The 22,721-nt window shown below is 44.0% G+C and carries 16 protein-coding genes; 5 read left to right on the forward strand and 11 right to left on the reverse strand.

Annotation, left to right across the window (positions count from 1 at the left end):
- Positions 1-2 precede the first annotated feature (2 nt).
- The 4 genes from B5771_RS04635 to B5771_RS04650 all read right to left on the reverse strand — a co-directional run bounded on the left by B5771_RS04635 (position 3) and on the right by B5771_RS04650 (position 6,482).
- Positions 3-761 (reverse strand): GntR family transcriptional regulator, encoded by a 759-nt coding sequence (locus B5771_RS04635; protein WP_088186503.1) that lies wholly within the window; start codon positions 759-761, stop codon positions 3-5.
- Between the two features lie 151 nt (positions 762-912).
- A complete protein-coding gene (gene asnS / locus B5771_RS04640) occupies positions 913-2,304 on the reverse strand; it encodes an asparagine--tRNA ligase (RefSeq protein WP_088186504.1) in 1,392 nt (463 codons plus the stop codon).
- A 100-nt stretch (positions 2,305-2,404) separates the two neighbouring features.
- Positions 2,405-4,462 carry a methyl-accepting chemotaxis protein gene (locus tag B5771_RS04645; protein ID WP_348982932.1) on the reverse strand — a complete coding sequence of 686 codons (2,058 nt, stop codon included), beginning with the start codon at positions 4,460-4,462 and terminating at the stop codon, positions 2,405-2,407.
- 187 nt (positions 4,463-4,649) lie between these two features.
- Entirely contained in the window at positions 4,650-6,482 is a 1,833-nt protein-coding gene (locus B5771_RS04650; RefSeq protein WP_242966734.1) for a MutS family DNA mismatch repair protein, read from the reverse strand.
- Between the two features lie 239 nt (positions 6,483-6,721).
- Between B5771_RS04650 and B5771_RS04655 the strand changes: the two genes are divergently transcribed.
- From B5771_RS04655 to B5771_RS04670, 4 genes are all read left to right on the forward strand, one after another.
- Positions 6,722-8,107 carry an ATP-binding protein gene (locus tag B5771_RS04655; RefSeq protein ID WP_088186506.1) on the forward strand — a complete coding sequence of 462 codons (1,386 nt, stop codon included), beginning with the start codon at positions 6,722-6,724 and terminating at the stop codon, positions 8,105-8,107.
- Positions 8,108-8,181: 74 nt separating this feature from the next.
- On the forward strand, positions 8,182-8,388 hold the full coding sequence (locus tag B5771_RS04660) for a hypothetical protein (protein WP_088186507.1): 207 nt from the start codon (positions 8,182-8,184) through the stop codon (positions 8,386-8,388).
- Positions 8,389-8,440: 52 nt separating this feature from the next.
- Positions 8,441-10,054 (forward strand): ATP-binding cassette domain-containing protein, encoded by a 1,614-nt coding sequence (locus tag B5771_RS04665; RefSeq protein WP_088186508.1) that lies wholly within the window; start codon positions 8,441-8,443, stop codon positions 10,052-10,054.
- Between the two features lie 145 nt (positions 10,055-10,199).
- On the forward strand, positions 10,200-11,936 hold the full coding sequence (locus B5771_RS04670) for a sigma 54-interacting transcriptional regulator (RefSeq protein WP_242966735.1): 1,737 nt from the start codon (positions 10,200-10,202) through the stop codon (positions 11,934-11,936).
- Between the two features lie 220 nt (positions 11,937-12,156).
- On the opposite strand, the gene polC is transcribed toward B5771_RS04670, so the two are convergent.
- The gene (gene polC, locus B5771_RS04675; RefSeq protein ID WP_088186510.1) at positions 12,157-16,500 is read right to left on the reverse strand and encodes a DNA polymerase III subunit alpha; all 4,344 of its coding nucleotides are present in this window, start codon (positions 16,498-16,500) and stop codon (positions 12,157-12,159) included.
- 285 nt (positions 16,501-16,785) lie between these two features.
- Here polC and B5771_RS04680 point away from each other — a divergent pair, with 285 nt between their 5' ends.
- On the forward strand, positions 16,786-17,139 hold the full coding sequence (locus tag B5771_RS04680) for a CGGC domain-containing protein (RefSeq protein WP_088186511.1): 354 nt from the start codon (positions 16,786-16,788) through the stop codon (positions 17,137-17,139).
- Positions 17,140-17,365: 226 nt separating this feature from the next.
- On the opposite strand, the gene pruA is transcribed toward B5771_RS04680, so the two are convergent.
- The 6 genes from pruA to B5771_RS04710 all read right to left on the reverse strand — a co-directional run bounded on the left by pruA (position 17,366) and on the right by B5771_RS04710 (position 22,511).
- Positions 17,366-18,997, reverse strand: a complete 1,632-nt coding sequence (gene pruA, locus B5771_RS04685) for an L-glutamate gamma-semialdehyde dehydrogenase (protein WP_088186512.1) — start codon at positions 18,995-18,997, stop codon at positions 17,366-17,368.
- Between the two features lie 211 nt (positions 18,998-19,208).
- Entirely contained in the window at positions 19,209-20,357 is a 1,149-nt protein-coding gene (locus tag B5771_RS04690; protein ID WP_088186513.1) for an FAD-binding oxidoreductase, read from the reverse strand.
- Positions 20,341-20,628: a (2Fe-2S)-binding protein gene (locus B5771_RS04695; RefSeq protein ID WP_047810126.1), complete on the reverse strand. Its 288-nt coding sequence runs from the start codon at positions 20,626-20,628 to the stop codon at positions 20,341-20,343. Before B5771_RS04695 ends, B5771_RS04690 begins: the two co-directional genes overlap by 17 nt.
- Positions 20,618-21,121, reverse strand: a complete 504-nt coding sequence (locus tag B5771_RS04700; protein WP_088186514.1) for a 4Fe-4S dicluster domain-containing protein — start codon at positions 21,119-21,121, stop codon at positions 20,618-20,620. Before B5771_RS04700 ends, B5771_RS04695 begins: the two co-directional genes overlap by 11 nt.
- Positions 21,115-22,209: an FAD-dependent oxidoreductase gene (locus tag B5771_RS04705; RefSeq protein WP_088186515.1), complete on the reverse strand. Its 1,095-nt coding sequence runs from the start codon at positions 22,207-22,209 to the stop codon at positions 21,115-21,117. Before B5771_RS04705 ends, B5771_RS04700 begins: the two co-directional genes overlap by 7 nt.
- Complete coding sequence (locus B5771_RS04710) at positions 22,206-22,511, reverse strand: (2Fe-2S)-binding protein (RefSeq protein WP_088186516.1); 306 nt, start codon at positions 22,509-22,511, stop codon at positions 22,206-22,208. The genes B5771_RS04705 and B5771_RS04710 overlap by 4 nt, the downstream gene beginning before the upstream one ends.
- Positions 22,512-22,721 lie beyond the last annotated feature (210 nt).

Raw genomic sequence — 22,721 nt, forward strand, 5'->3', positions numbered from 1 at the left:
AGCTAGTCTTTTTTGTACCAGCCATCATAGCTGGTTAGTTTATAGCGATCTCCTCTGTAAACAGCTTTACTCCACCCCACTGGTTTAAGGTCTGAATTATAAATTGTCTGCTCAATCAGAAAAACCGGGGCCTGAGGAGGGATTCCAAGAATTAAGGCTTCTTCTTGGGTACAGGACGCAACCTGTAAAACCTTCTTTGAACTCATCGGTACATATTCCGTATGCGCTGCTATTAGGCCCGGCAAACTGGGGTCTTTCAGTTCTGATTCAAGGATCGGTTTACTTTTACTATAGATTGTGTATTTTACCTCATATGACAGCCGTTCATTTTCAGCAGCAAGGACCGTCCGAAAAAACAAAAACCTTTTGTCATCCCCCTGAATCTCAAACTTTGCCTTAAGGGCTTCGTCCGCCCTGACAATTTTGGCTTCCAAGAGAGTTGTTTTATAATTAAGGCCTCTTTTTTTCACTTCTTGACTAAAATCATTTAATTCAAAAACAATATTATCCAGTTTGGGAGTCGCTACAAACGTACCTTTTCCCTGCTGTGCATAAACCATGCCCGCTGCCACCAGCTCAGAAATTGCCCTCCGTACCGTCATTCGACTTATTTCGTAGCGCATAGCAATATCGTTTTCTGTCGGTAATGACTCTCCCGGTTTTAAATCTCCTCGGCGAATCTGTCCCTCAAGCAGCTTAAAGAGCTGGTAGTATATGGGAATCACTGAATTTTTATCGATGACTGTTTCTTCTTGACTCACCCAAAACACCTATTCCTGCTTATAATTGTCTGCTATATTGCGAATTTTTTTAAGTTTAACATGCTAAAATATGGGTGTCAATCATCATAAAAGGGTGAAGGAAACTTCCTTCACCCTGGCCGGCTGCTCTATTTAGCAGCGTCGAAAAGGCTTAAAACTCACACATGTTGGCAGTTCTTGGAAACGAAATGACATCGCGAATATTTGACATTCCCGATAAATACATAATAACCCGTTCAAAACCCAGACCATAACCCGCATGTTTGACACCGCCATACCTGCGCAGATCAAGGTACCAGTAATAATCCTCTTCCTTTAAACCAAACTCTTTCATTCTGTTTTCCAAAACCTCGAGGCGCTCTTCCCGCTGGCTTCCGCCAATAATCTCTCCAACTCCAGGAACAAGGAGATCCATAGCCGCAACAGTCTTATTATCATCATTGAGACGCATGTAGAACGCTTTAATGTCCTTAGGATAATCAGAGACAAAAACAGGTTTTTTAAAGATTTTTTCGGTCAGATAACGTTCGTGCTCTGTTTGCAGGTCTATTCCCCAGTGCACCGGATATTCAAACTCAGTATTCACCTTTTCTAGAAGCTCGACAGCTTCAGTATAGGTAATATGGCCGAAATCAGAGTTCAGGATATTTTCCAACCGTTCAAAGAGTGTTTTATCCACAAATTTGTTAAAAAAGGCCATTTCCTCAGGAGCATTATCTAAGGCATAGCGGATAATATATTTCATCATCTCTTCAGCCAGTTTCATATTATCAGCGAGTTCCGCAAAGGCAATCTCCGGTTCTATCATCCAGAACTCTGCGGCATGTCGGGCCGTATTAGAGTTTTCAGCACGAAATGTAGGGCCAAAAGTATAGACATTGCGAAAAGCCATACAATAGGTCTCCACATTGAGCTGGCCGCTGACTGTTAAGCTCGTTTCCTTCCCAAAAAAGTCCTCACCATAGTTAACAGCCCCTCCGTCATTCCTTGGAGGGTTCGCCGGATCTAAAACCGTGACCTTGAACATTTCTCCGGCACCTTCGGCATCGCTCCCCGTAATGATAGGAGTATGGACATAAACAAAGCCCTTCTCCTGAAAAAACTTATGAATTGCATAAGCTACCACAGAACGAACTCGAAAAACCGCAGCAAACGTATTTGTTCTAGGACGCAAGTGAGCAATTGTCCGTAAGTATTCGAAAGAATGACGCTTCTTTTGTAAGGGATAATCCCCTCCCGCAAGAGCCAGAATCTCTACATGTTCGGCTTTTAATTCAAAAGGCTGTTTTGCTCCCGGCGATGGAACGAGTGTCCCCTGGACACGAAGCGCTGAACTAATCGTTTGCTTACCGATTTCCTGAAAGTTGTCTAAGCTCTCGTCAAAGACAACTTGAATATTTTCAAAAAAACTACCATCATTAATTTCAATGAACCCGAATGCCTTGGAGGTGCGAATTGTTCGAACCCATCCGGAGATCTCTAGCTTTTGATTGAGAAACGTTTCTGTCTCTCGGAAAATTTGTTTGACGGTAACCGCTTGCATAGTCTTCCTCCTCAAAAATCCCAGTGAGAGTTAAGAATTTCCTAAGTCTCAATTATACCTTATTGATATTCCAACTTCAAATGGCCGTATAGGATTACCGTTAATAAACAAATCTCATGCTTTGAGTCTTCAGGTCTTCCATCAATCGAATCAACTGTTCAACACTATCACGAATTGAAGTAACCGTTGCACTCATTTCTTCAGTTGAAGCTGCAATTTCCTCTGCTGCTCCGGCATCTTCTTGAGACATGTCACTAATCACTTGTATCGAGCGTGTTATTGTTTCACCCATTCGAACAACCTGCTGAACCTCTTGTGACATGATCTCTAATAAGCCGGAAACATCTCGCATCCCCTGAGAGATATCCATGAACTGTTGTAAGGCCTGATTACCAATACCAACTTGTTCATGGATCAAGGAGAATGCTTCTTCTGTTGAGAGAGCTGAAACCTCAACGTTTCCAGTCACTTGATCGATTAATTCTGCAATCTGGGCAGCACTTTGCCGTGATCCTTCTGCCAGTTTTCGAACCTCCTCAGCCACAACGGCGAATCCCCGCCCGGCTTCCCCGGCACGAGCGGCCTCAATCGCGGCGTTGAGAGCAAGGAGATTGGTTTGATCAGAAATTCCGGAGATAATTTGCGTAATTCCGCGAATTTTCCCTGTCTGATCTTTGAGACTATGACTTACAGTTTGAATTTCTTCCACTTTAGAGGCTGAAACACTCATCTTTGCAGCTAAGTCCTTCATCATTACCTCTCCCCGCTGTGTACGCTCTGTTACAACACCATTACTGCGCGAGATACGCTCCATATGTTCGGCCAATGATCCGACACTTTGATTAATTCCTAAACTTTGTTCTCCTATTTCGCTTGTACTTTGGGCAATCTTTTGAGCTCCAACAGCAACCTGATTGATACTCTCGGCCACTTGTTCCACTCCGGAAGATGTTTGATCTGTTGCCGCTGAAATTTCTTTGGTCGACTCTTCAACACGGCCTAAGGCTTTATTGATTGAAAGACACGTATCCTTCGTGTTTCCAACCATCTTTTTCATAGCCTGAGCCAGAGCCCCTAACTCTCCGAACCGGCCGTCTTTAATAACAGTTCTTAAATCACCGGTCGCTAAGGTTTCCGCATTTTGAGCTAATTCAATCAGCGGACGTGTGAAACTTCGTGAAAATATGTAACCTGAAATCAAGCCTAAGATAAGAACCAACAATCCGATGAAGACAGCCCACTGGATTAAAGCCTTTAATTGTTGAAGCACCGCTCCCCGCGAGAGAACAGCTTTAATGTATCCTTTCACCTGACCTTGATAATCCTTAAACGGAATGAGCAGGATATTAGACTGTCCATCCTCACTCACCACAAATTGAGACTGCCCACTAACAAGTTGTTTGATTCGATCCTTAGGGACCGGGTAATTGTCTTTACCAATACCCGCCAGCAATCCTCCATTTGTTTTCACACTTTTGACTAACGAGGCCGAGGGATCAAGCAGGTAAATAAAATACTCTCCGGGATTCTTCGTCTGCAGGGTTTTTAAAAAATCATCGCCAAAATCCATGCCATATTCCGCACTGCCAACCCATTGATCCTGGAACTTTACAGGAACTACCACCCGAAAGCCGTAGCCTTCAACACCTTCTTCCAGGCCTTCGACAAGCTTATGATCTGTATTGGCGGCCACAACTGTCGGCCGAATTTTCGAAAGGTCATCACCGAATTTATGAGGAGAATGCGCTCGATAGAAGGAAATGGCCGGAGCAAGATGAAATTGAAGCTGACTAAAACCCTCCTTCTTCACCTCTTGAAAAACAGGCTGAACCAACTGTGCGAGGGCAGTCCTGTCTCGCTCGGCCAAGGCCTTAGCTACGTCCGGGTTCATAGTCAGTGACAACACTGAGGATTTAGCGCGGTCCAGGCGATTGCTGAATTCTTCCCGGATTCCCTGTTCCGCCAGTTTCTCTGTTTGCAGCTCACTTGTATTAAGCATCTTCTCTGCATTCCAAAGACTTGCCGCGGATAATACGACCACAACAAAGACAATAACGACACCTATTAAAAGAGTTACGCGTGTTTTGATTGACATCGAAGGTTGAAATTTTATTTTTCTTCTTTCATTTTGAACAGTTTTTTCACTCGTGATGTCCACTTATAAACCTCCTCCTGTAATTCAAAAATAACCGTTTGGAGTTGTTTAGCGATGGGGAAACATTTTTAATGTAAGTGAATAAACGCAAATATTGTCGAATAATTCTACTATATTTGCGCTAAAATAAATGAAATCCAGATGACATAAAAAATGTCATCTGGATTTCATTTGTGGTTTATTTTTGGCTTTAATACTTGAAAGATTCATCCTCATCAATTCCCGCCATTTTAATTAAATACATGGCATTGCGGGTCGTTGAAACCCCGGGCCGAAGCTTATAGTCAAAAAGAATTTGATTATCTTTATAGTACTCCCGGAAATGGAAATTGCGAATTTTTCGGTGGCTTTCACGTTCTAAATCGGCCAATTCCAAATCATGAGTAGATACCAACCCCATAGCCCCGGCGTTGCTTAGCTGCCGAATCAGGATTTTAGCCCCGGCGTGACGGTCTTCAGAGTTTGTACCTTTAAAGATCTCATCCAAGAGGAAGAAAACTTCTGCATCCTGTTTTGAGGCCTCAACAATTTGTTTTATTCTTAACAACTCCGCATAAAAAGAAGAGACATTTTCCCCTAAATTGTCACGGACCCGCATACAACTGAACAGCCTAAAAAGAGAACAGCTAAATTCGTGAGCACAGACGGGAACTCCGGCATAAGCCATAACCAAGTTAATACCAATCGTTCTAAGCAACGTGCTTTTTCCCGACATATTTGAGCCGGTTATGAGTAAAATCCCGGATTCATTGCTAATGCTTAAATCATTATGGACAGGATTCTCTAAAAGCGGGTGACCTAACTTTAAGGCCCTGACACCTGTTTTTTCCGAAGTCAATACCGGCAAACACCACTCCGGGTGATCCGCTGCAACTATAGCCAGGCTGCAGAGGGCTTCCAATTCTCCAATGGTGTCCACCCATACCTCAAAAGAACGGCCTGACTTTTCCTTCCATGCTTCCAAGGAAATCATACACTGCAGATCCCAGAGGGTAAGAACATTAACAACTAAGAACATAGCATTTCCGCGATTGGCGATTAAATCAGTTAAACGTGAAAGTTCCCTGATCTGTTCAAAAGCCGCCCGTCCGTCTCGGTCAAGTAAGCTCTTCTTCAGGTTTTGCAGATAATCCGCCTTAAAGGACCTCTTCTCAAACCGTTCTAACATTTTCTCATAAATCCGAATGCCCTCTTTAAAGGTATAAACCGCATTCAGAGATTTTCCCCGTTGCTTACCCAACAGAAGAATACCAGCTTGAATCATAAGCCCTATTAATGGGTACCAAAAGGATACCGTCTGCTTCCAGAAATATAACATTAAAAACGTCAGGGTTATTAAGGGGAGGGCCCGAGCTGCCAGGAGAATCTCCCGGCGAAGATAGGTCGAATCATAGGTTTTAGCCCAATTAATAATTGTTCCAGGTGAAGTCAACGGACGCTTAGCCAACGTTGCTTCAGCCGTAAACCTCTGTCTCCAAGCCATCGTTCCAGCCAGTTCCAGGATAGCAGCCTGCTTTTGGCGAATTGCTGCGCAGCTTTCCGGAAGCTCTGTCAAAGCCAGCTTAAGTTTTTCCCTGCCTCTGTAAGTCTTGGCTGTTGAAATCCATTGATACAGCGAGCCGGTCCCAAAGATATCCAAATCATCGGCATAAGGGTGCTCAGGATCTTCAAAGTCTTGCCCTTGGTCAGTAAACGATTTCCATTCCCCCGTTATACGTTTTAAAGCTTGATCATAATTTTCGCGGAGTACTTGAAGATACCTTTGTTTCCTTTTCCGGGATTGATGCCAAATGACCAAGGCTATGAAGCATGCTAAGGTAATAAAAATAATGCCCTTTGCCCAGAAAGGTTTTTGATTGAGGTACAGGATTAGGGCTAAAACCGCTCCGGCTAAAAAGGTCAAAAGGCGAAAATTGCTGAGGCGATTGACGTGTTGAGTTATTATTTCCAGCCTTTGACCATAAAAGGCTATTCGTTTTTGATACTTAACTTCGGGAGTTAATCGATTTTTGACCTCTTTCAAAATGCAATCCCCCATACTACGTTATCCATTTACAGAAACAATTTAAGTGCATTATACACTACTGCACCCTTTATAACCACATTTTGGGAAGAAGGATTGTCTTTTGCTTCAGTCACTCATTCTTTCTTTCTCTTTTGGGGAGTGCTATACTGAAAGTGATTATTTGCCCTTCGCCCCCTTATCCCTGCCCGGGCTAAGGGGGTAATTGATTAAGGGTGCCATTATTGGAGGAGTCATCAATGAATAGAAGCTGCAGCAGCACTAATTTATTTTTATTAGCCTTTGATTCCCTTTCCGTTTACCGTAACCTTTTGGAAGACTCCGTACTTGGAAAACTCAGAGAGTTACTTGCAGGTTTGGAGAAGATGGATCTTCAATTACGGGACATTATTAATTATTACAATGATTTTTACTTCGAGCTTGCTAAGTGCCCTGGGCTTTCCCTCCCTCACCATATCCTTAACCAACTCATTTTTGCAGAAAACTCTTTTTCCTTTAATGCCCAGGCGATGCACCCGTCAATGCCGGAAAATACCCTTGATCAAGCAGTTGTCAGTGACTTGAAAAACCTTGAAACCATAGCCAAGCTTGATTCAACAACCTTAAAAGCCGAAATAGCAAAACTCTATAAAAATAACTGCGCAGGAAATTATCCAGACGACGCAGGCACTTTCTCGGAATCGCTCCTGCAAACCCTGCCTGATTGGGAGTTTTCTCCGACCCTATTAGTCAATCGCGAACCCGAACATTTACGTACCTTAAAAGAAAAATTTCTTACAAGCACCTGCTGGGGCGATTGCCTGCAAGACCTCAAAGAGTTTCATCGTCAGTATGGGTGCGGTATCTTTGCCCGCAGTATCGCCTTTATTTGGGAGAGAACTGAAGGCCGCGGCAGACTTAAATGCGTTGAAAGGCCCGACCCCATTACCCTGCGTGACTTAGTCGATTACCATGATGAACGTTCCCGGGTTCTGGAAAACACCAGGCAATTTCTTAAAGGCTATCCAGCCAACAACGTGCTTCTCTATGGAGACCGGGGAACCGGCAAATCCTCAACAGTCAAAGCAATCCTCAATGAATATCATCCTCTGGGACTGCGCATGATTGAAATCCCCAAAGCCTTTTTGGCTGATTTCCCCCAAATTCTTCGACTTCTGCATAACCGATCGCAAAAATTCATTCTTTTCGTCGATGATCTGGTTTTTGGAGACAACGAAGAAAACTATACCTCTCTCAAAGCTGTTCTCGAAGGAGGCTTAGAAAGCAAAACCTCCAATATCCTCATCTACGCAACGTCCAACCGCCGCCATCTAGTGAAAGAATATTTCAGCGAAAGAGCTGGCTTACAATCCAGTAATCGTGAGGAAGAAGTTCACGCCGGTGATAGTATGCAGGAAAAATTATCCCTTGCTGATCGATTTGGCATCAATGTTGTGTTCTCATCTCCAGATCAAAAACAATACCTCAAGATTGTCGAGGGAATTGCCACCCGCCGAAACTTAGCCATTGATCAGACAACATTACACAAAGAAGCTTTGCAATGGGCTCTTTGGTATAACGGACGTTCAGCGCGCACAGCAAGACAGTTTGTTGACTGGATTGAAGGAGAACTTGCCGGCCATTAAGTCGATGTCGATATATGCATAGTCATTCGTACTGTGACAAACAATGTAATAAACCAATAAAGGAGCTGTCACTTATGGATGACTATTTTAATAACTTTGCTGATACCACCCCTAATTTAAGTTATTTTACACAGCGGCGAGGATTTTATAAAACGATGACCGGAGTTCTTATTTTAAGAAAAATATTGGAGGAAACTGGGCTTTCCCCAATCCCCTTGCGGCTGAAAACAAAATTCCTAGGCTTAAAGGAGATTGCTATTAGCTATATTTTATTAAAATAGCATGTTATAATATGTTTTTAAGCAAAATTCTTTATAAAGGAACGATTTTTTAATGATTAGTACCAGCGGAATTACCCTGAGATTCGGAAAACGCGCCTTATTCGAAGATGTGAATGTTAAATTCTTGCCAGGAAACTGTTACGGCTTGATCGGAGCCAACGGAGCCGGTAAATCTACCTTTTTAAAAATACTTTCCGGGGAACTTGACTCTTCGAGCGGTGAAGTTATCCTAACCCCAGGCGAGCGAATTGGAGTTTTAAAACAGGACCACTTTCAATTCGAAGAGTATGACGTGCTGAAGACAGTAATCATGGGACATGCCAAGCTTTACGAAATTATGGAAGAAAAAGATGCCCTCTATGCCAAACCCGATTTTTCTGAAGAAGATGGATTAAGGGCTTCTGTTTTAGAAGGGGAATTTGCTGAGCTTAACGGCTGGCAGGCAGAGTCTGAAGCTTCTGAACTCCTGATGGGATTGGGAATTCCCAAAGACCTGCAAAGCAAAAAAATGAAGGATCTGAGCGGTAATGAAAAAGTTCGCGTTCTGCTCGCTCAAGCCCTCTTTGGCAATCCTAATATTCTCTTATTGGATGAGCCTACAAACCATTTAGATCTGCAGTCAATTTCCTGGCTGGAAAACTTCTTATATAACTATGAAAATACCGTCATTGTTGTCTCCCACGACCGCCATTTCTTAAACAAAGTTTGCACTCATATTGCCGACATTGATTTTGGGAAAATCCAGCTCTATGTTGGAAATTATGATTTTTGGTACGAGTCAAGTCAATTAGCATTACGGTTAATGAAAGAGGCCAATAAAAAGAAAGAAGATAAGATTGAGGAACTGCAAAAGTTTATCCAACGCTTTAGTTCCAATGCCTCTAAAGCCAAACAAGCCACCTCGCGTAAAAAGCAACTTGAAAAACTGACTCTCGAAGACATCAGGCCCTCCTCCCGCAAATATCCTTACATTGCTTTTACGCCTGACCGCGAAGCAGGGAACAACATCTTGTCCGTGAATAACTTAACTGTCAGTATTGACGGGGAAAAAGTCCTTAACAACCTCTCCTTTATCATAAACAAGGGCGATAAAATTGCTTTGGTTGGCCCTAACAGCCAAGCAAAAACAGCCTTATTCAGGGTGTTAATGGGAGAAATAATTCCCGATAACGGTGAATTCAGTTGGGGAATTACAACCACTCAAGCCTATTTCCCTCAGGATAACTCTGCTTACTTTGATACAGATCTTAATTTGGTTGATTGGCTTCGTCAATTTTCCCGCGATCAGGATGAATCCTTTGTGCGCGGATTTTTAGGGAGAATGCTTTTCTCCGGTGATGAGTCTTTGAAATCAGCCCGGGTTCTTTCCGGGGGAGAAAAGGTCCGCTGTATGTTCGCCAAGATGATGCTTAGCGGCGCTAACGTTCTTCTCTTTGACGAACCGACCAACCACCTGGATATGGAATCGATAACAGCTCTAAATAATTCCCTCACAAATCTGGACGGAAACATTATTTTTGTCTCCCAAGACCATCAGTTTGTGCAAACGATAGCCAATCGTATCATAGAAATAACTCCCAAAGGAATTGTCGACCGCAGAATGACCTTTGATGAGTATTTAGAAAATGAAGATGTTCGAGCCCTGTTAGAAACAATGTATCACTAAAATAATCAAGAGAGCCGTTGCTTTATGAACTGAAGTTTCTAAAGCAACGGCTTTTTTCTAGTGAACTTGTTCAGCAAAAGCCAAACTAACCAAAATACTCCTTAGTGACAACGACTTTTCTATATGATAGTTTAAGAGCAAGGGAGTGATACATTTGAACTCATTATTCCTTGCCGACTTAATGGATCGAAACGTTAAGATACTCAACTCTAAACCAACCCTTGCTCAGGCCTCCGAATTGCTTAATTCCCATCATCTTGTTCTGCTACAAAACGGCCAACCCTTTGAAGTCCTTGTTAGAGATTCAAGATCTCTCAATATAGATGCTTCTTCTTGGAAAAAGCCTCTAATTGCTGCCCTAGAAACTAAAGCACTTCCCTTCTTTGACGAACATCTTGAAGATTTGCGTCCGGTGGTTACGCTTGGTCCCTCAGGAAGTGTTATAGGGGTTATTTCAGCTGCCCAGTTAATACATAATCTTTTGAAACATTGTGAAATTACAAACTCATTTTTCGAAACGCTGCTCGATACTGTCAATGAAGCGGTCACCGTTGTTACCAAAGAGGGCACCGTAAGCCATTGGAACTCAGTGGCTCAAGACACCTATTCAATCCCCCAGGAAAACATCCTGGGAAAACATATTACTGACTTCTTCGAACTAGAAACCTTGGCAACCTTAAAAATCTTAGACGAGGGCCGCCCCGTCCGCCAATCTTACCATAGTCCTCGCCCGGGAACCCATGTGCTCATCAATGCTTCTCCTGTCATCTATAACGGAACAATCCTTGGCGCCATATCATGCGAGCAGGACGTTACTCAAATCGTTCGGCTGAACGAAAAACTGTCGAATACAAGCTCTGAACTGCAGGATCTTCAGAAAAAAATCCCCTCTCCTGAAGATCCTTTTAGCAGGATCATTGGCAAGGGGCAGTCCATTCGTCATACAATATCTGTTGCCCGCAAAATATCCTCAAGTGAGGCAACTGTTCTGATCACTGGGGAAAGCGGTGTCGGCAAAGAACTTTTCGCCCAGGCAATTCATATGGCCAGCCCCCGCTCTAAAAAACCTTTAATAACCCTTAATTGTGGTGCTATACCCGCAGCACTCTTCGAAAGCGAGCTTTTCGGTTACCACGGCGGAGCTTTTACAGGAGCAGAAAGAAAAGGAAAACCCGGCAAATTGGAGCTGGCTCACGGAGGGACTCTTTTTCTTGATGAAGTTGGGGAATTGCCTCTGGGACTCCAAGTAAAACTCCTGCGTGTTCTCCAGGATCGCTGTTTTTATCGCTTAGGAGGAACGGAGCCCATCACTGTCAATACTCGCATTATTGCTGCCACAAACCGTAATTTAGAAAAAATGATGCAAATGGGTGAATTTCGCGAAGACCTATATTATCGTTTGAATGTTATTACCTTGGAAGTGCCGCCCCTCAGAGAACGTACTGAAGATATTCCTGAATTGGCTCAAACTTTTCTGCACGAATCCGCTCTCAAATACAACCGACCGATGCCATCCCTCGATCCCGCCGTCATCGTCGCCTTTCTCAACTATCACTGGCCCGGCAACGTTCGAGAACTTCACAATGTCGCCGAGCGCTTAGCAGTTTTGGCTGATGAAGGTATCATTGCAACTAAATACCTGCCTTTGGCCCTTAAACGGTCTCAACTTGAGCCCCTTCACTTGTCCGGCTCAATAGGCTCAGGCTCAATACGTTCTCCAATCAACTTCAGCAATTATAAACAAGATAATGGAGCTAAGGAAATAGAAACTATCTGCAGCATGCTTGAGAGAACCCGTGGCAACAAAACAGCCGCGGCAAAACTTCTCGGCATTTCTCGCGGAACTCTTTATTATAAACTAAAACAGTACAATTTGGGGTAATGAATTCCCAAATCCCCTTTGCTTTCTCATGCTGATCTGAATATTGTTAAACTTACGCCATCCTCCTAATTCAGAGCCGGTCTCTTAAATATCCTTGCAATAGTTAACATTTCAAAACGCGAAATATTTAAAACAGCCGATTTTTAGCATCCTAAAAGTCGGCTGTTTGTATTAGTACCCTTTGAGCCCTTGGGGAAGGTGTTGAAACCTTATTGTTTGTCTAGATGACATCAAAAAGACTTAATTGGTCACTTTCCGGAAGGCCTTGCAAACAGCCAAATCCTCTGAGTAAATCAATAGCCGCATTCCCGATCTTAGCACGTTTTTTCAGGTCCTCAACAGAGTTGAGAACTTTTTCTTGAACAGCGTTACAAATACCTTCGGCCGCCACAGTTCCCATACCGGATATACTGTTAAGGGGCGGTCTTAAGCCCTCTTCCTCGACCAGAAATTTCGTAGCATGGGATTTATATAAATCAATAGGCAGGAAATTAAAACCTCTTTCGTACATTTCCAAAACCAGTTCCAGATCATCGTACATATCTTTGTCTTTAGGAGTCGCCTGATTGCCCAGCATCTCAATTTCCTTCATCTTTGCCTTAACCTTTTCTTTGCCAAAGATCATAAATTCAGCGTCAAAGGCCTTTGCTCTAATGGTAAAGTAAGCTGCATAGTAAGCCTTGGGTATGTGCACTTTGAACCAGGCAATCCTAAAGGCCATCATAACATAAGCCGCGGCATGAGCTTTCGGAAACATGTATTTGATTTTGCGGCAGGAATCGATATACCACTCCGGCACTTCGTGCTCCCTCATCAACGCTTCATATTCAGCCCATTTTTCAGGATCCTTGAGCGCCTTACCTTTTCGAACCAGCTCCATGATTTTAAAGGCTGTATTAGGCGGGAGCCCCTTCTTAATGAGGTAAGTCATAATATCATCTCTGGTACACACTGCTTCACTTAAGGTAACCGTTCCTGCATCAATTAAGTCTTTGGCATTGCCCAGCCAGACATCGGTGCCATGGGAAAGTCCTGATATACAGATTAAATCCGCAAAGGTAGTTGGCCTTGTATCTAAAAGCATTCCCCTTACAAACTTCGTACCAAATTCAGGGATTCCAAAGGTTCCAACCTTAGAATTGATCTGCTCCGGAGTAACCCCTAAAACGTCCGTCGCTGAGTATATAGACATGGTTTCTTTGTCATCCATAGGGATTTTTTGAGGGTCTACACCGGTGATATCTTGAAGCATTCTTATGACCGTCGGATCATCATGACCTAAAATATCCAGTTTCAAAAGGTTTTGGTCAATTGAATGATAGTCAAAATGGGTTGTGATGATGTCCGAATTTGGATCATCTGCAGGATGCTGTACCGGGCAAAACTCATAAATCTCTCTGCCCTTGGGCACAACGATAATTCCACCCGGGTGCTGTCCGGTCGTTCTTTTTATCCCCGTACATCCTTTGGAGATTCTGATAATTTCAGCTTTATTTACAGTGCGGCTCTTTTCCTCATAATATTTTTTCACATAGCCAAAAGCCGTCTTATCGGCAATCGTACCTATTGTTCCGGCCTTAAATGTTGTACCCTTACCAAAAATAACCTCCGTATATTTGTGAGCTTTAGCTTGATATTCTCCGGAGAAGTTCAAATCAATATCCGGCTCCTTATCGCCATTAAAACCCAAAAAGGTTTCGAAGGGAATATCGATGCCATCCTTTGCCAAGGGCTCTCCGCAATTGGGACAAACCTTGTCCGGCAAGTCAAAACCGATTTTGCAGCCATAATCGGAAAAGTCGGAGTACTTGCACTTAGGACACCTATAATGAGCCGGCAAGGCATTGACCTCGGTTATGCCGGTCATATAGGCTACCACAGACGAACCAACAGAACCCCTGGAACCAACCAGATAGCCGTCTTCATTTGATTTCCACACCAGCTTTTGCGCGATGATATACATCACTGAGAACCCGTTTTTGATAATAGAATCCAGTTCCCTGTCGAGCCGCATCTGAACGAGCTCCGGCAAAGGATCGCCATAAAGCTCATGAGCCTTGCTAAAGGCAATATCCTTAATTGTCTGCTCGCAGCCTTCAATATGCGGCGGACATTTTTCCGGTGAAATCGGACTGATGGGCTGACACATCTCAGAAATCAGATTGGTGTTGGTGACGACCACTTCATAGGCCTTTTCTGCTCCTAAATAGGAAAATTCCTCAAGCATCTCCTCAGTCGTTTTTAAATATAAAGGTGCTTGATTATCTGCATCCTTAAAGCCCTGTCCTGCTTCCAAGATGCGCCGGTATATCTCATCTTCGGGGTCCATGAAGTGAACATCACCTGTCGCAACGACGGGCTTGTTTAATTTTTCACCCAAAGCCACAATTCTTCTGTTAATATCCTTTAAATAGTCTTTGTCCGGCACCTGTTCTGTTCTGACGAGATAATCATTATTGCCCAGAGGCTGAATCTCTAAATAATCGTACTCTTCAGCAATAGCTTCAATTTCTTCGTCGGATTTCCCCAGCAAAATGGCCTGGTAAAGCTCCCCTTCACTGCAGGCACTGCCAAGGATTAAACCTTCGGAGTATTGTTTATAAAGGCTCTTGAGGATGCGGGGTTTTTTGTAGAAATAATCCAAATGCGAATAAGAGACCAGCTTATATAAATTCTTTAGGCCAACATAGTCTTTAGCCAAGATTATGGCATGATACGTTTTAAGCTTCTTATAGGCTTCCTTGGCAGCTGTTTCATCGTGACTATACCGGTCTATATCTTCAAGGGTTTCCGCTCCCCTTTGCTTAAGCTTTTCCAGCATGACCATAAAGACCTTAACAGTAGTATCTACATCATCTAAGGCTCTATGAGCGACTTCTACCTTAATACCCAGATTTTTAGCTATTCTCCCTAATTTATACGTTTTGAAATCAGGGAAAACCTCTTTGGCCAAGGACAAAGTGTCCAAATAGGTGTAATCGAACTCATAGCCCAAAATGTTAGCATTGTGCTTTAAGAAGCCAAGATCAAATTCCGCATTATGAGCAACCAAAACGCTGTCCTTAATAAACTCCAACATTTTGGGAAAAACCTGTTCAATAGTTTCCGCATTCCTTACCATATCATCGGTTATGTTGGTAACCTCGACAACTCTTGCCGGAATAGGCTTTTGAGGATTGACAAAACAGCTGAATTGATCGATAACCTTTCCCGCCTGAAGTTTCATAATCCCCAATTCAGTAATTTTTTCCGTCACAGGCGAAAAACCCGTTGTTTCCAGATCCAGTACGCAATATGTTGTATCAATGCTTTGTCCCCTTGGATTAGTGACGGAAGGCCTTTTGTCCGGTGCCAGATAAGCCTCCACTCCGTAGATAATCTTCATATCAGGATTATCTCTGCCTACGAGCTTATACGCTTCAGGAAAAGACTGAACTACTCCATGATCCGTTATGGCGATGGACTTCATGCCCCAGTTCATCGCTCGCTTAATTAAATCCGTGGCACTGGTCATAGCATCCATTTGACTCATCTGAGTATGCATATGCAGTTCGACCCGCTTTACCTCAGCCATATCCTGCCGCTTAGCCCTTTTCCTGCCCGCTGTTTCAACGATCGTATTGGCAATAAGCTCGACTTCCCCGGAAAACTTGCTGTAACCGGCATTTCCGGATAAGCGGACACCCTTAGACTTTTTAAGCCTGGATAATACCTCGCCGTCTTCGCCGGGTTTAAGAAAGGCTTTACAGGTCATGGAACTTGAGCCGTCATACAAATCAAAAGAAATTAAAGTTTTTCCGCTTCTTAACTCCTTGGCTTCTATATTGGACAGTTCGCCCTCCAAAGCGATCTTTCCCTCATCAGGTGTAATATCAGTGATTTTAATAACCGACTCCTTGATATTAGCGTTTCTTCCTAATATCAAAGAAGAATTTTCTTTTTTTCCATCACTCTCGGTTTTTATTTCCCGCTTGTTCTCTTGACCTTGCTTAGGGGGTACCGGAGCGTTATTGCTTGGCGCAGCCATAGTTTCCTTCTGCAGCAGCAGCATTTCCTCAACATAAGCATCTTCTTGCACTCTCATTGATTCATCAAGGCTTACGTCATCAAGGAAATTTATTTGATAGGAAGTGCCATAAAGGCTTTTTACGGCGTCCTGAATTAATTTATCGTAACCTTTGGCTTTTAATAAATAAGATATTCCAATTTTAAACTTAAAATTGATAGTGTTTTGGGTTATTTCATAATCGCTATTATTAAGAGCTGATTTTAAGACCGGATTTTTACCCGCCAACGACAAGACAATATTTTTAAGCTCCTCTTCTAAGGGCTTTCTGTCAGCTCCCTCCGTATACTCAATGGTGATGATGGAATCATTTAAAGCCAATCTGTTTTTGATAAACTTATTAATTCCTTCAATCTCACGAATGTCGATATATTTATCGGAGCAGAGTTTCATTTCCAGGATTTTGGAGTTTTTGTTTAAAACAACAGCTTCAACAACTGCAGTAGTTATGTTGCCTTCGGTTTCATAATCGCTAAAAATTTCATTAATTCTTTTCATGCTACTCCCTATATCTCTCCTACGTTTTTAAATAAGAAATAGATGACACGGCTCACTGACATTTTTAAAAAGTTAAGCAAAGAACATATAGATAAATTTTTGACAAAGCAATTTTATTAACTTCAAATCATTATACCAGCTCTTACTGTTCTTTTCATTATCGAAGCCCTCTTTATTCTTGCAAAAACTGATCTGTCCAAAACTTATGAATTACATTTTAAGGAAATAAAGGATAACTAGGCCTGTTGCCGAATACTTACTTATTTGAAAGGGGGAATTAGATCAATGGCTAATATCTTAATTGTTTCATGTGCAAAAATTCGTGATATTAGTTGTGTAGCTTGTTTAAAATGCTTTAAAGCTGCTCAGCTAAAAGAGGGTGAATTTGCCAAGTATGACTCAGTTCAGATCGTGGGCAACAGCAGCTGCGGCGATTGTCCCGGCCTAGTGATGCCTAAAGTCGGTTTAGTCATGGAAATGTCAGATTATCTAGATCGTGAAATTGATGCCATTCATATTGCTACCTGTGTCGTGAAAGCAAGAACTACTGCCGGCTGCCCAATTGATCTTGACGGAATCAAAGCAAAACTAGAAGCAAAATTTGGTAAACCTGTCGTTTTAGGCACTCATAATTATTAATACTTTGACCCCGGCTTTGCCGGGGTCTTTTATACTTACACTTAAATTAGTTAAGGTATTCAAAACTGAGAAACCTCTGCTTGTTTTATATTTCATTACTGTCAATATCATATCACATTACAAGCCCTACAGTGAACTCGTTCAGCCAAAGCTGAACATCGAGGCTTCAGATACAATAATGTCCAGTGGACATTATTGCCGAACCGCCTTCCCAATAGGAAACATCTTATTTCTCCGCCATATAAGGATAGTTTATAACAGTGCGGGGAACCATCGCCTCTTTGATAGCCCGTTGGCTTATCCAGCGATATAAGTTAATGGCGCTGCCCGCCTTATCATTCGTGCCTGAGGCGCGGCTTCCGCCGAAGGGCTGCTGCCCGACAACGGCACCGGTCGGCTTATCATTAATATAGAAATTTCCGGCCGCATGATCCAAGGCTTTGGCGATCTTGATAACCGCAGCTCTGTCCTGAGCAAATACAGCGCCCGTCAAACCATAGATCGTTGCCGTATCGCAGGCTTTCAGGGTTTCTTCTAATTTGTCATTGGGATAGACATAAACGGTCATAACCGGTCCAAAGATTTCTTCCACCATAGTCTTAAAGTTGGGAGTCTTAGCTAAAATGACCGTCGGCTCGACAAAGTAACCAACGCTGTCATCGCAGCCGCCGCCAATGATGATCTCTGCATCCTGGGATTCTCTGGCATAATCAAGATAGTTTTTAATATTCAGGAAGGAATTGCGATCAATGACAGCATTCATGAGATTGGTAAAGTCGCGGACATCACCCATCTTAATCTTGCCGATTTCCTCTTCAAGGCGCCCTTTTAATTGGCTCCAAAGGCTCTCCGGAATATAAGCGCGAGAGGCTGCCGAGCACTTCTGCCCTTGATATTCATAAGCCCCAAGAACCATGGCACAGGTGAGAGCTTCGATATCCGCCGATTCATGGGCAAAGATAAAGTCCTTGCCGCCCGTTTCACCAACAAGACGAGGATAAGAAACATACTTGGCGATATTACTGCCAACTTGGTTCCAGATCCCGTTGAATACTGCGGTAGAGCCGGTAAAGTGAAAGCCCGCCATCTTAGGATGACTTACCACCACCCTGCCAAAGTCGGTGCCCCTGCAAGGCACAAAATTGATAACCCCGGCGGGCAGACCGGCTTCCATCAAGATTTGCATAAAGTAATAGTTGGAAAGAACAGCCGTTGATGACGGTTTCCACAAAACAGTGTTGCCAACAATCGCCGGTGCGGTCGAGAGATTGCCGCCAATTGAGGTAAAATTAAACGGAGTAATTGCTGCTACAAAGCCGTCCAGAGCGCGATATTCAACGCGATTCCAGACACCGGGTGTATTCATTGGCTGCTGCTTGTAGATTTCTTGAGCGTAGTAGGTATTAAAACGCAGGAAATCTGCCAGTTCGCAAATCACATCAATTTCAGCTTGGAAGGGGTTTTTGCTTTGGCCAAGCATGCAAGAAGCAGCCACTTTAGCTCGATATTTTCCTGTTAACAGATCCGCAGCTTTTAAGAATATCGTTGCTCTATGCTCCCAGGGCATATTTTCCCATTCTTCTCTCGCAGCCTCTGCAGCTTCAATAGCCAGGAGCAATTCTTTTTCCCCGGCAACATGGTACTCACCGAGGACCTTTTGGTGATCATGAGGGCAGATCATTGGGGCTTTATTTCCAGTCCGTATTTCCTTGCCGCCAATAATTATCGGCACTTCAACAGGGTTTGCCAATTGCCGCTCAAGCTCTGCCTTGATAGCGGCACGTTCCGGGGACCCCGGCATATACCCTTTTACAGGTTCATTTTCAGGAAATTTGAGTTCAAAATAGGCATTATTCACTTGGATTTTCCTCCTCGTTATTAATTATTTAAATCTAAAATTTATCCAGTTTTTAAGGGCCCCACTTCTATAAGTGAGGGTAGGCCTTCATTCACTTCAGGTGGGGTAGAGTCCCTCTTTGCCGCTAGTATTCTTATTGGGAAAGGCGGCTCGGCAATAATGTCCACTGGACATTATTGGATCGGAAGCTCCGATGTTCAGCTTTAGCGCCTTAAACAACGGCTGGCTCAAGCAATAACTCTCCCCGGCGGAAACGGTCTAAGCCAAATTTTTCAATGGGCATAAAACATTCTTGACCGAGAATTTTCTGCGCCAAAAGAACGGCTGTCTGGGGACCGACCATGAAGCCATGGCCGCTGAATCCTGCGGCTACCCACATTCCTTGGGCGTCAGGAATTTCAGCGAAAATCGGATTGGCATCCGGACTCATATCATAAAGCCCCGACCATTGCCGGACGACACGGAGATTCTTTAAAAGAGGCAAAACAGTGATAGCTTGACGGGCAACGTCCTCAAGGAACTCCCAACTGGAATGAATATTAAAATCTTTCGGTTCGTTGGGATCGCCCACCCCCATGATAAAACTGCCGTGAGGCGTCTGCTGACAGTACAGACGATGGTGTAAGGAAATGACCATAGGGCCTTGGCAAGGCTCGACAGCTTCAGTAACCAGTGCTTGGTGCCGCTGCGGATAAAGCGGGAGATCAAAACCGACCATCTGACAGATTGTACCGGCGGCAAATCCGCAGGCGTTAACTACGATGGGAGTAGCAATTTCCCCTTTCGTCGTCTGAACGGCGGTGACTTTACCCTTCTCCCGTTTGATGCCAGTAACCGTCGTATAGGTTTCATAGTTGACCCCGAGCCGCCGCCCTGCTTTATAATAGGCATCAACCACATGAAAAGGATTAGCATGACCGTCTGATTGACAGAACGTCGCACCGACCAAACCGTTGATATTCAAATGAGGTACAATTTCCTGAGCTTCTTGAGGCGTAATCATTTTAGTGGAAATCCCCAGGCTATGCTGGACAGCCACATTTTTTTTATACTGTTCCCATTCACTTTCCGTATAGGCAACCATCAGATAGCCGCCCTGTTTAAATTCAATATCCATGTCATAATCAAGTTCTTCATTCATGGATTCGAAGCGTTTTACGCTGTCCCGGGCAAGAATAGCATTGGTTTCTGTCCCCCATTGCTGCCGCACTCCAGCACCGCAGCGTCCTGTTGCTCCCGAAGCAAGGTATTGTTTTTCAATAACGACAATGTCATGGACACCCCGCAGGGCCATTTCATAAGCTAAGGCGCAGCCTGTAATTCCGCCGCCGATAATGACAACGTTAGCTGTTTTCTGCAAGTGATTCACCCCCCGCAAAGGTTCCCAGTTTTACAGGTTTTACAGTCGGCCGAAAGGTTGGCATCAGAACTTCTGCAACAGGAATCCCATAGGCCTTAGACAGTTCTTGAGCAATTAACATCCGGCAAGTCCGTCCTTGACAAGGTCCCATTCCGGCACGGAGGACCCGCTTTATTTCATCAATAGTCCGGTAACCTTGCTTAATCAAGGCTTGTATTTCCTCTAAAGTAATATCTTCACAGCGACAGACGATGGTCTCTTTATCCAGCATGTCTAATCCCTCCCCTGCGAATACCGCGCACTTCCATGGCCAGTTCTTGGGGCACGGCCAGCCACACTGTGTAGGTTTTATTTTTCGAGCCGCCGGACTGAATCTTTTTCACCTTAAAGGTACCCAGTTCTTTTCCGGCCCGGTCAACCCCAACGACTTCCTCCTCTTCCTGAGGGAGCGGGAGATATTCATAGGGAATTCTCACCACAGCTTCCTCCGCACTATAGGAACCATCAACTACAAAAATGGCTAATCCCGGACAGCGGCTGAGGCAGACTCCACAGCCGTTGCATTTGTCGAAGTCCATCTTCGGTAAGTCGTTAATATCCTGCAGCGGCAGGATGGCACCCTGCTTACAGGCTTCCGCACAGGGATTGCAGGGAATCTTTTGAAAGCATTCGATAATGGCGACCGGCCCTTTCTTCAAGCGCTCCTGAGATGGAGTGACAGTCTTCACATCTTCAGTTGTGGGAATTCCAGTTTTGTTTAACATCCTGCTCCCTCCTTTCCCATCAGTTTTTTAAGTCCTTGCATCGTCTTTTGGCCTGCCGGTCCCGCCCGCAGTTCACTTAACTCTGCCAAAGCCTCAGCTTGAAGTTTCAGAGCCGCATCTTTGCCGTAACCTAAGCTATAGGCTGCACTTATTCCTGCCAAGCGTCCTTCCACCATAGCAGAGCTGGCTTCTTCGACTCCGCTGACATCCCCGGCTACATAGAGACCTGGACGGGTCGTTTCCAAATATTCATTTCTTAAGGGCACGTGTCCGGAAAGTTCCGCAACATAGTGCATCTGACAGTCTGCTTGGAAACAGAGTTCGGTTAAGGGGCTCAAACCGACCGCCAGACATATTACATCAACTTTCAAGTCTTGTTCGCTCCCTGAAATAGGCCGCCAATTCTCATCCAATCGACAGAGGATTGCACCCTCAACACTTTCTTTTCCGTAGGCTTCTTTAATCGTATGAGATGTCAGAATCGGAACACCGGCGCGCCGGATCTTCGCAGCATGAACTAAGTATCCTCCAATCGTTGGTGCAGCCTCGATAATGGCGGCAACATCGACACCTGCTTGCAGCAATTGATAAGAAACAATAAGTCCGATATTTCCGGCACCGATCATAAGTACACGTTGTCCCGGGACAATGCCATGGACATTCATAAGCGTTTGAACCGCCCCGGCTCCGTAAATTCCCGGCATATCGTTATTGGGGAAGGTTATCATTTTCTCCGAAGCGCCTGTCGCAATGATGATCTTTTGCGGCTTTATTTTTAGGTGTTGACCGTCTTTTTCGGCGGTAACCACACCATCTTCATAAATTCCTAAAGCCGTGGTTCCTGAGCAAATTTCAACCTTCGCCTTAGTGGAACACTGCTCAATCAGCAAATTTCCGATCTGATAGCCCCGCTCACCGGCATACTGTTTGCGGGAGCCAAAGAACTTATGGGTCTGTTTAACTAATTGGCCGCCAAGTTTGTCGTCTCTTTCAATAATCAGAACTCCTGCCCCTAAATCAGCAGCCGCTGCAGCAGCACATAAACCGGCCGGTCCGCCGCCAATAATGAGAACTTCTATCTCTTTCAACGCAGGCACCCCTTTCCTTGCTGCGTCTCCACCTGCATGCCCGGTTTAACCTTTTCCACACAAATCCTGACATTCGGTTCCCCATCAACGATCATAAGACAGGATGAACAATTGCCGATGGCACAGAAAAGGCCCCTTGGCCTATGCTTTTCCGGACTATGACCTAAGACCCTAACCCCTGCAGCATGGAGGGCAGCGGCTATGGTTTCTCCTTCATAACCTTTAATTTCCTGGCCGTCGAAGAAAAAGGTTATCTCATCTCCTCGCTGGAAATCCAAAATTGGATGCTCAGTAATTCGCACAGACGTCACTCTCCTCAGTTCCTAATTGACGAACTTAAATCGAACTTATATTTAAATTGCAATTTCTGTGCCAAATGTTGAACCTGTATATCTTGGAAAAACCGGTCTCGATTGGAATGGAAATTAAACTAAAGAGTTAGTTCTAAGCCCCTATATTTGATGTATAACACTCCGCGTATAGTATATTCTGTTCAATAGTGTTCAAAATGT

Source organism: Desulfosporosinus sp. FKA (genome assembly GCF_002196785.1).
Taxonomy (GTDB): domain Bacteria; phylum Bacillota; class Desulfitobacteriia; order Desulfitobacteriales; family Desulfitobacteriaceae; genus Desulfosporosinus; species Desulfosporosinus acididurans.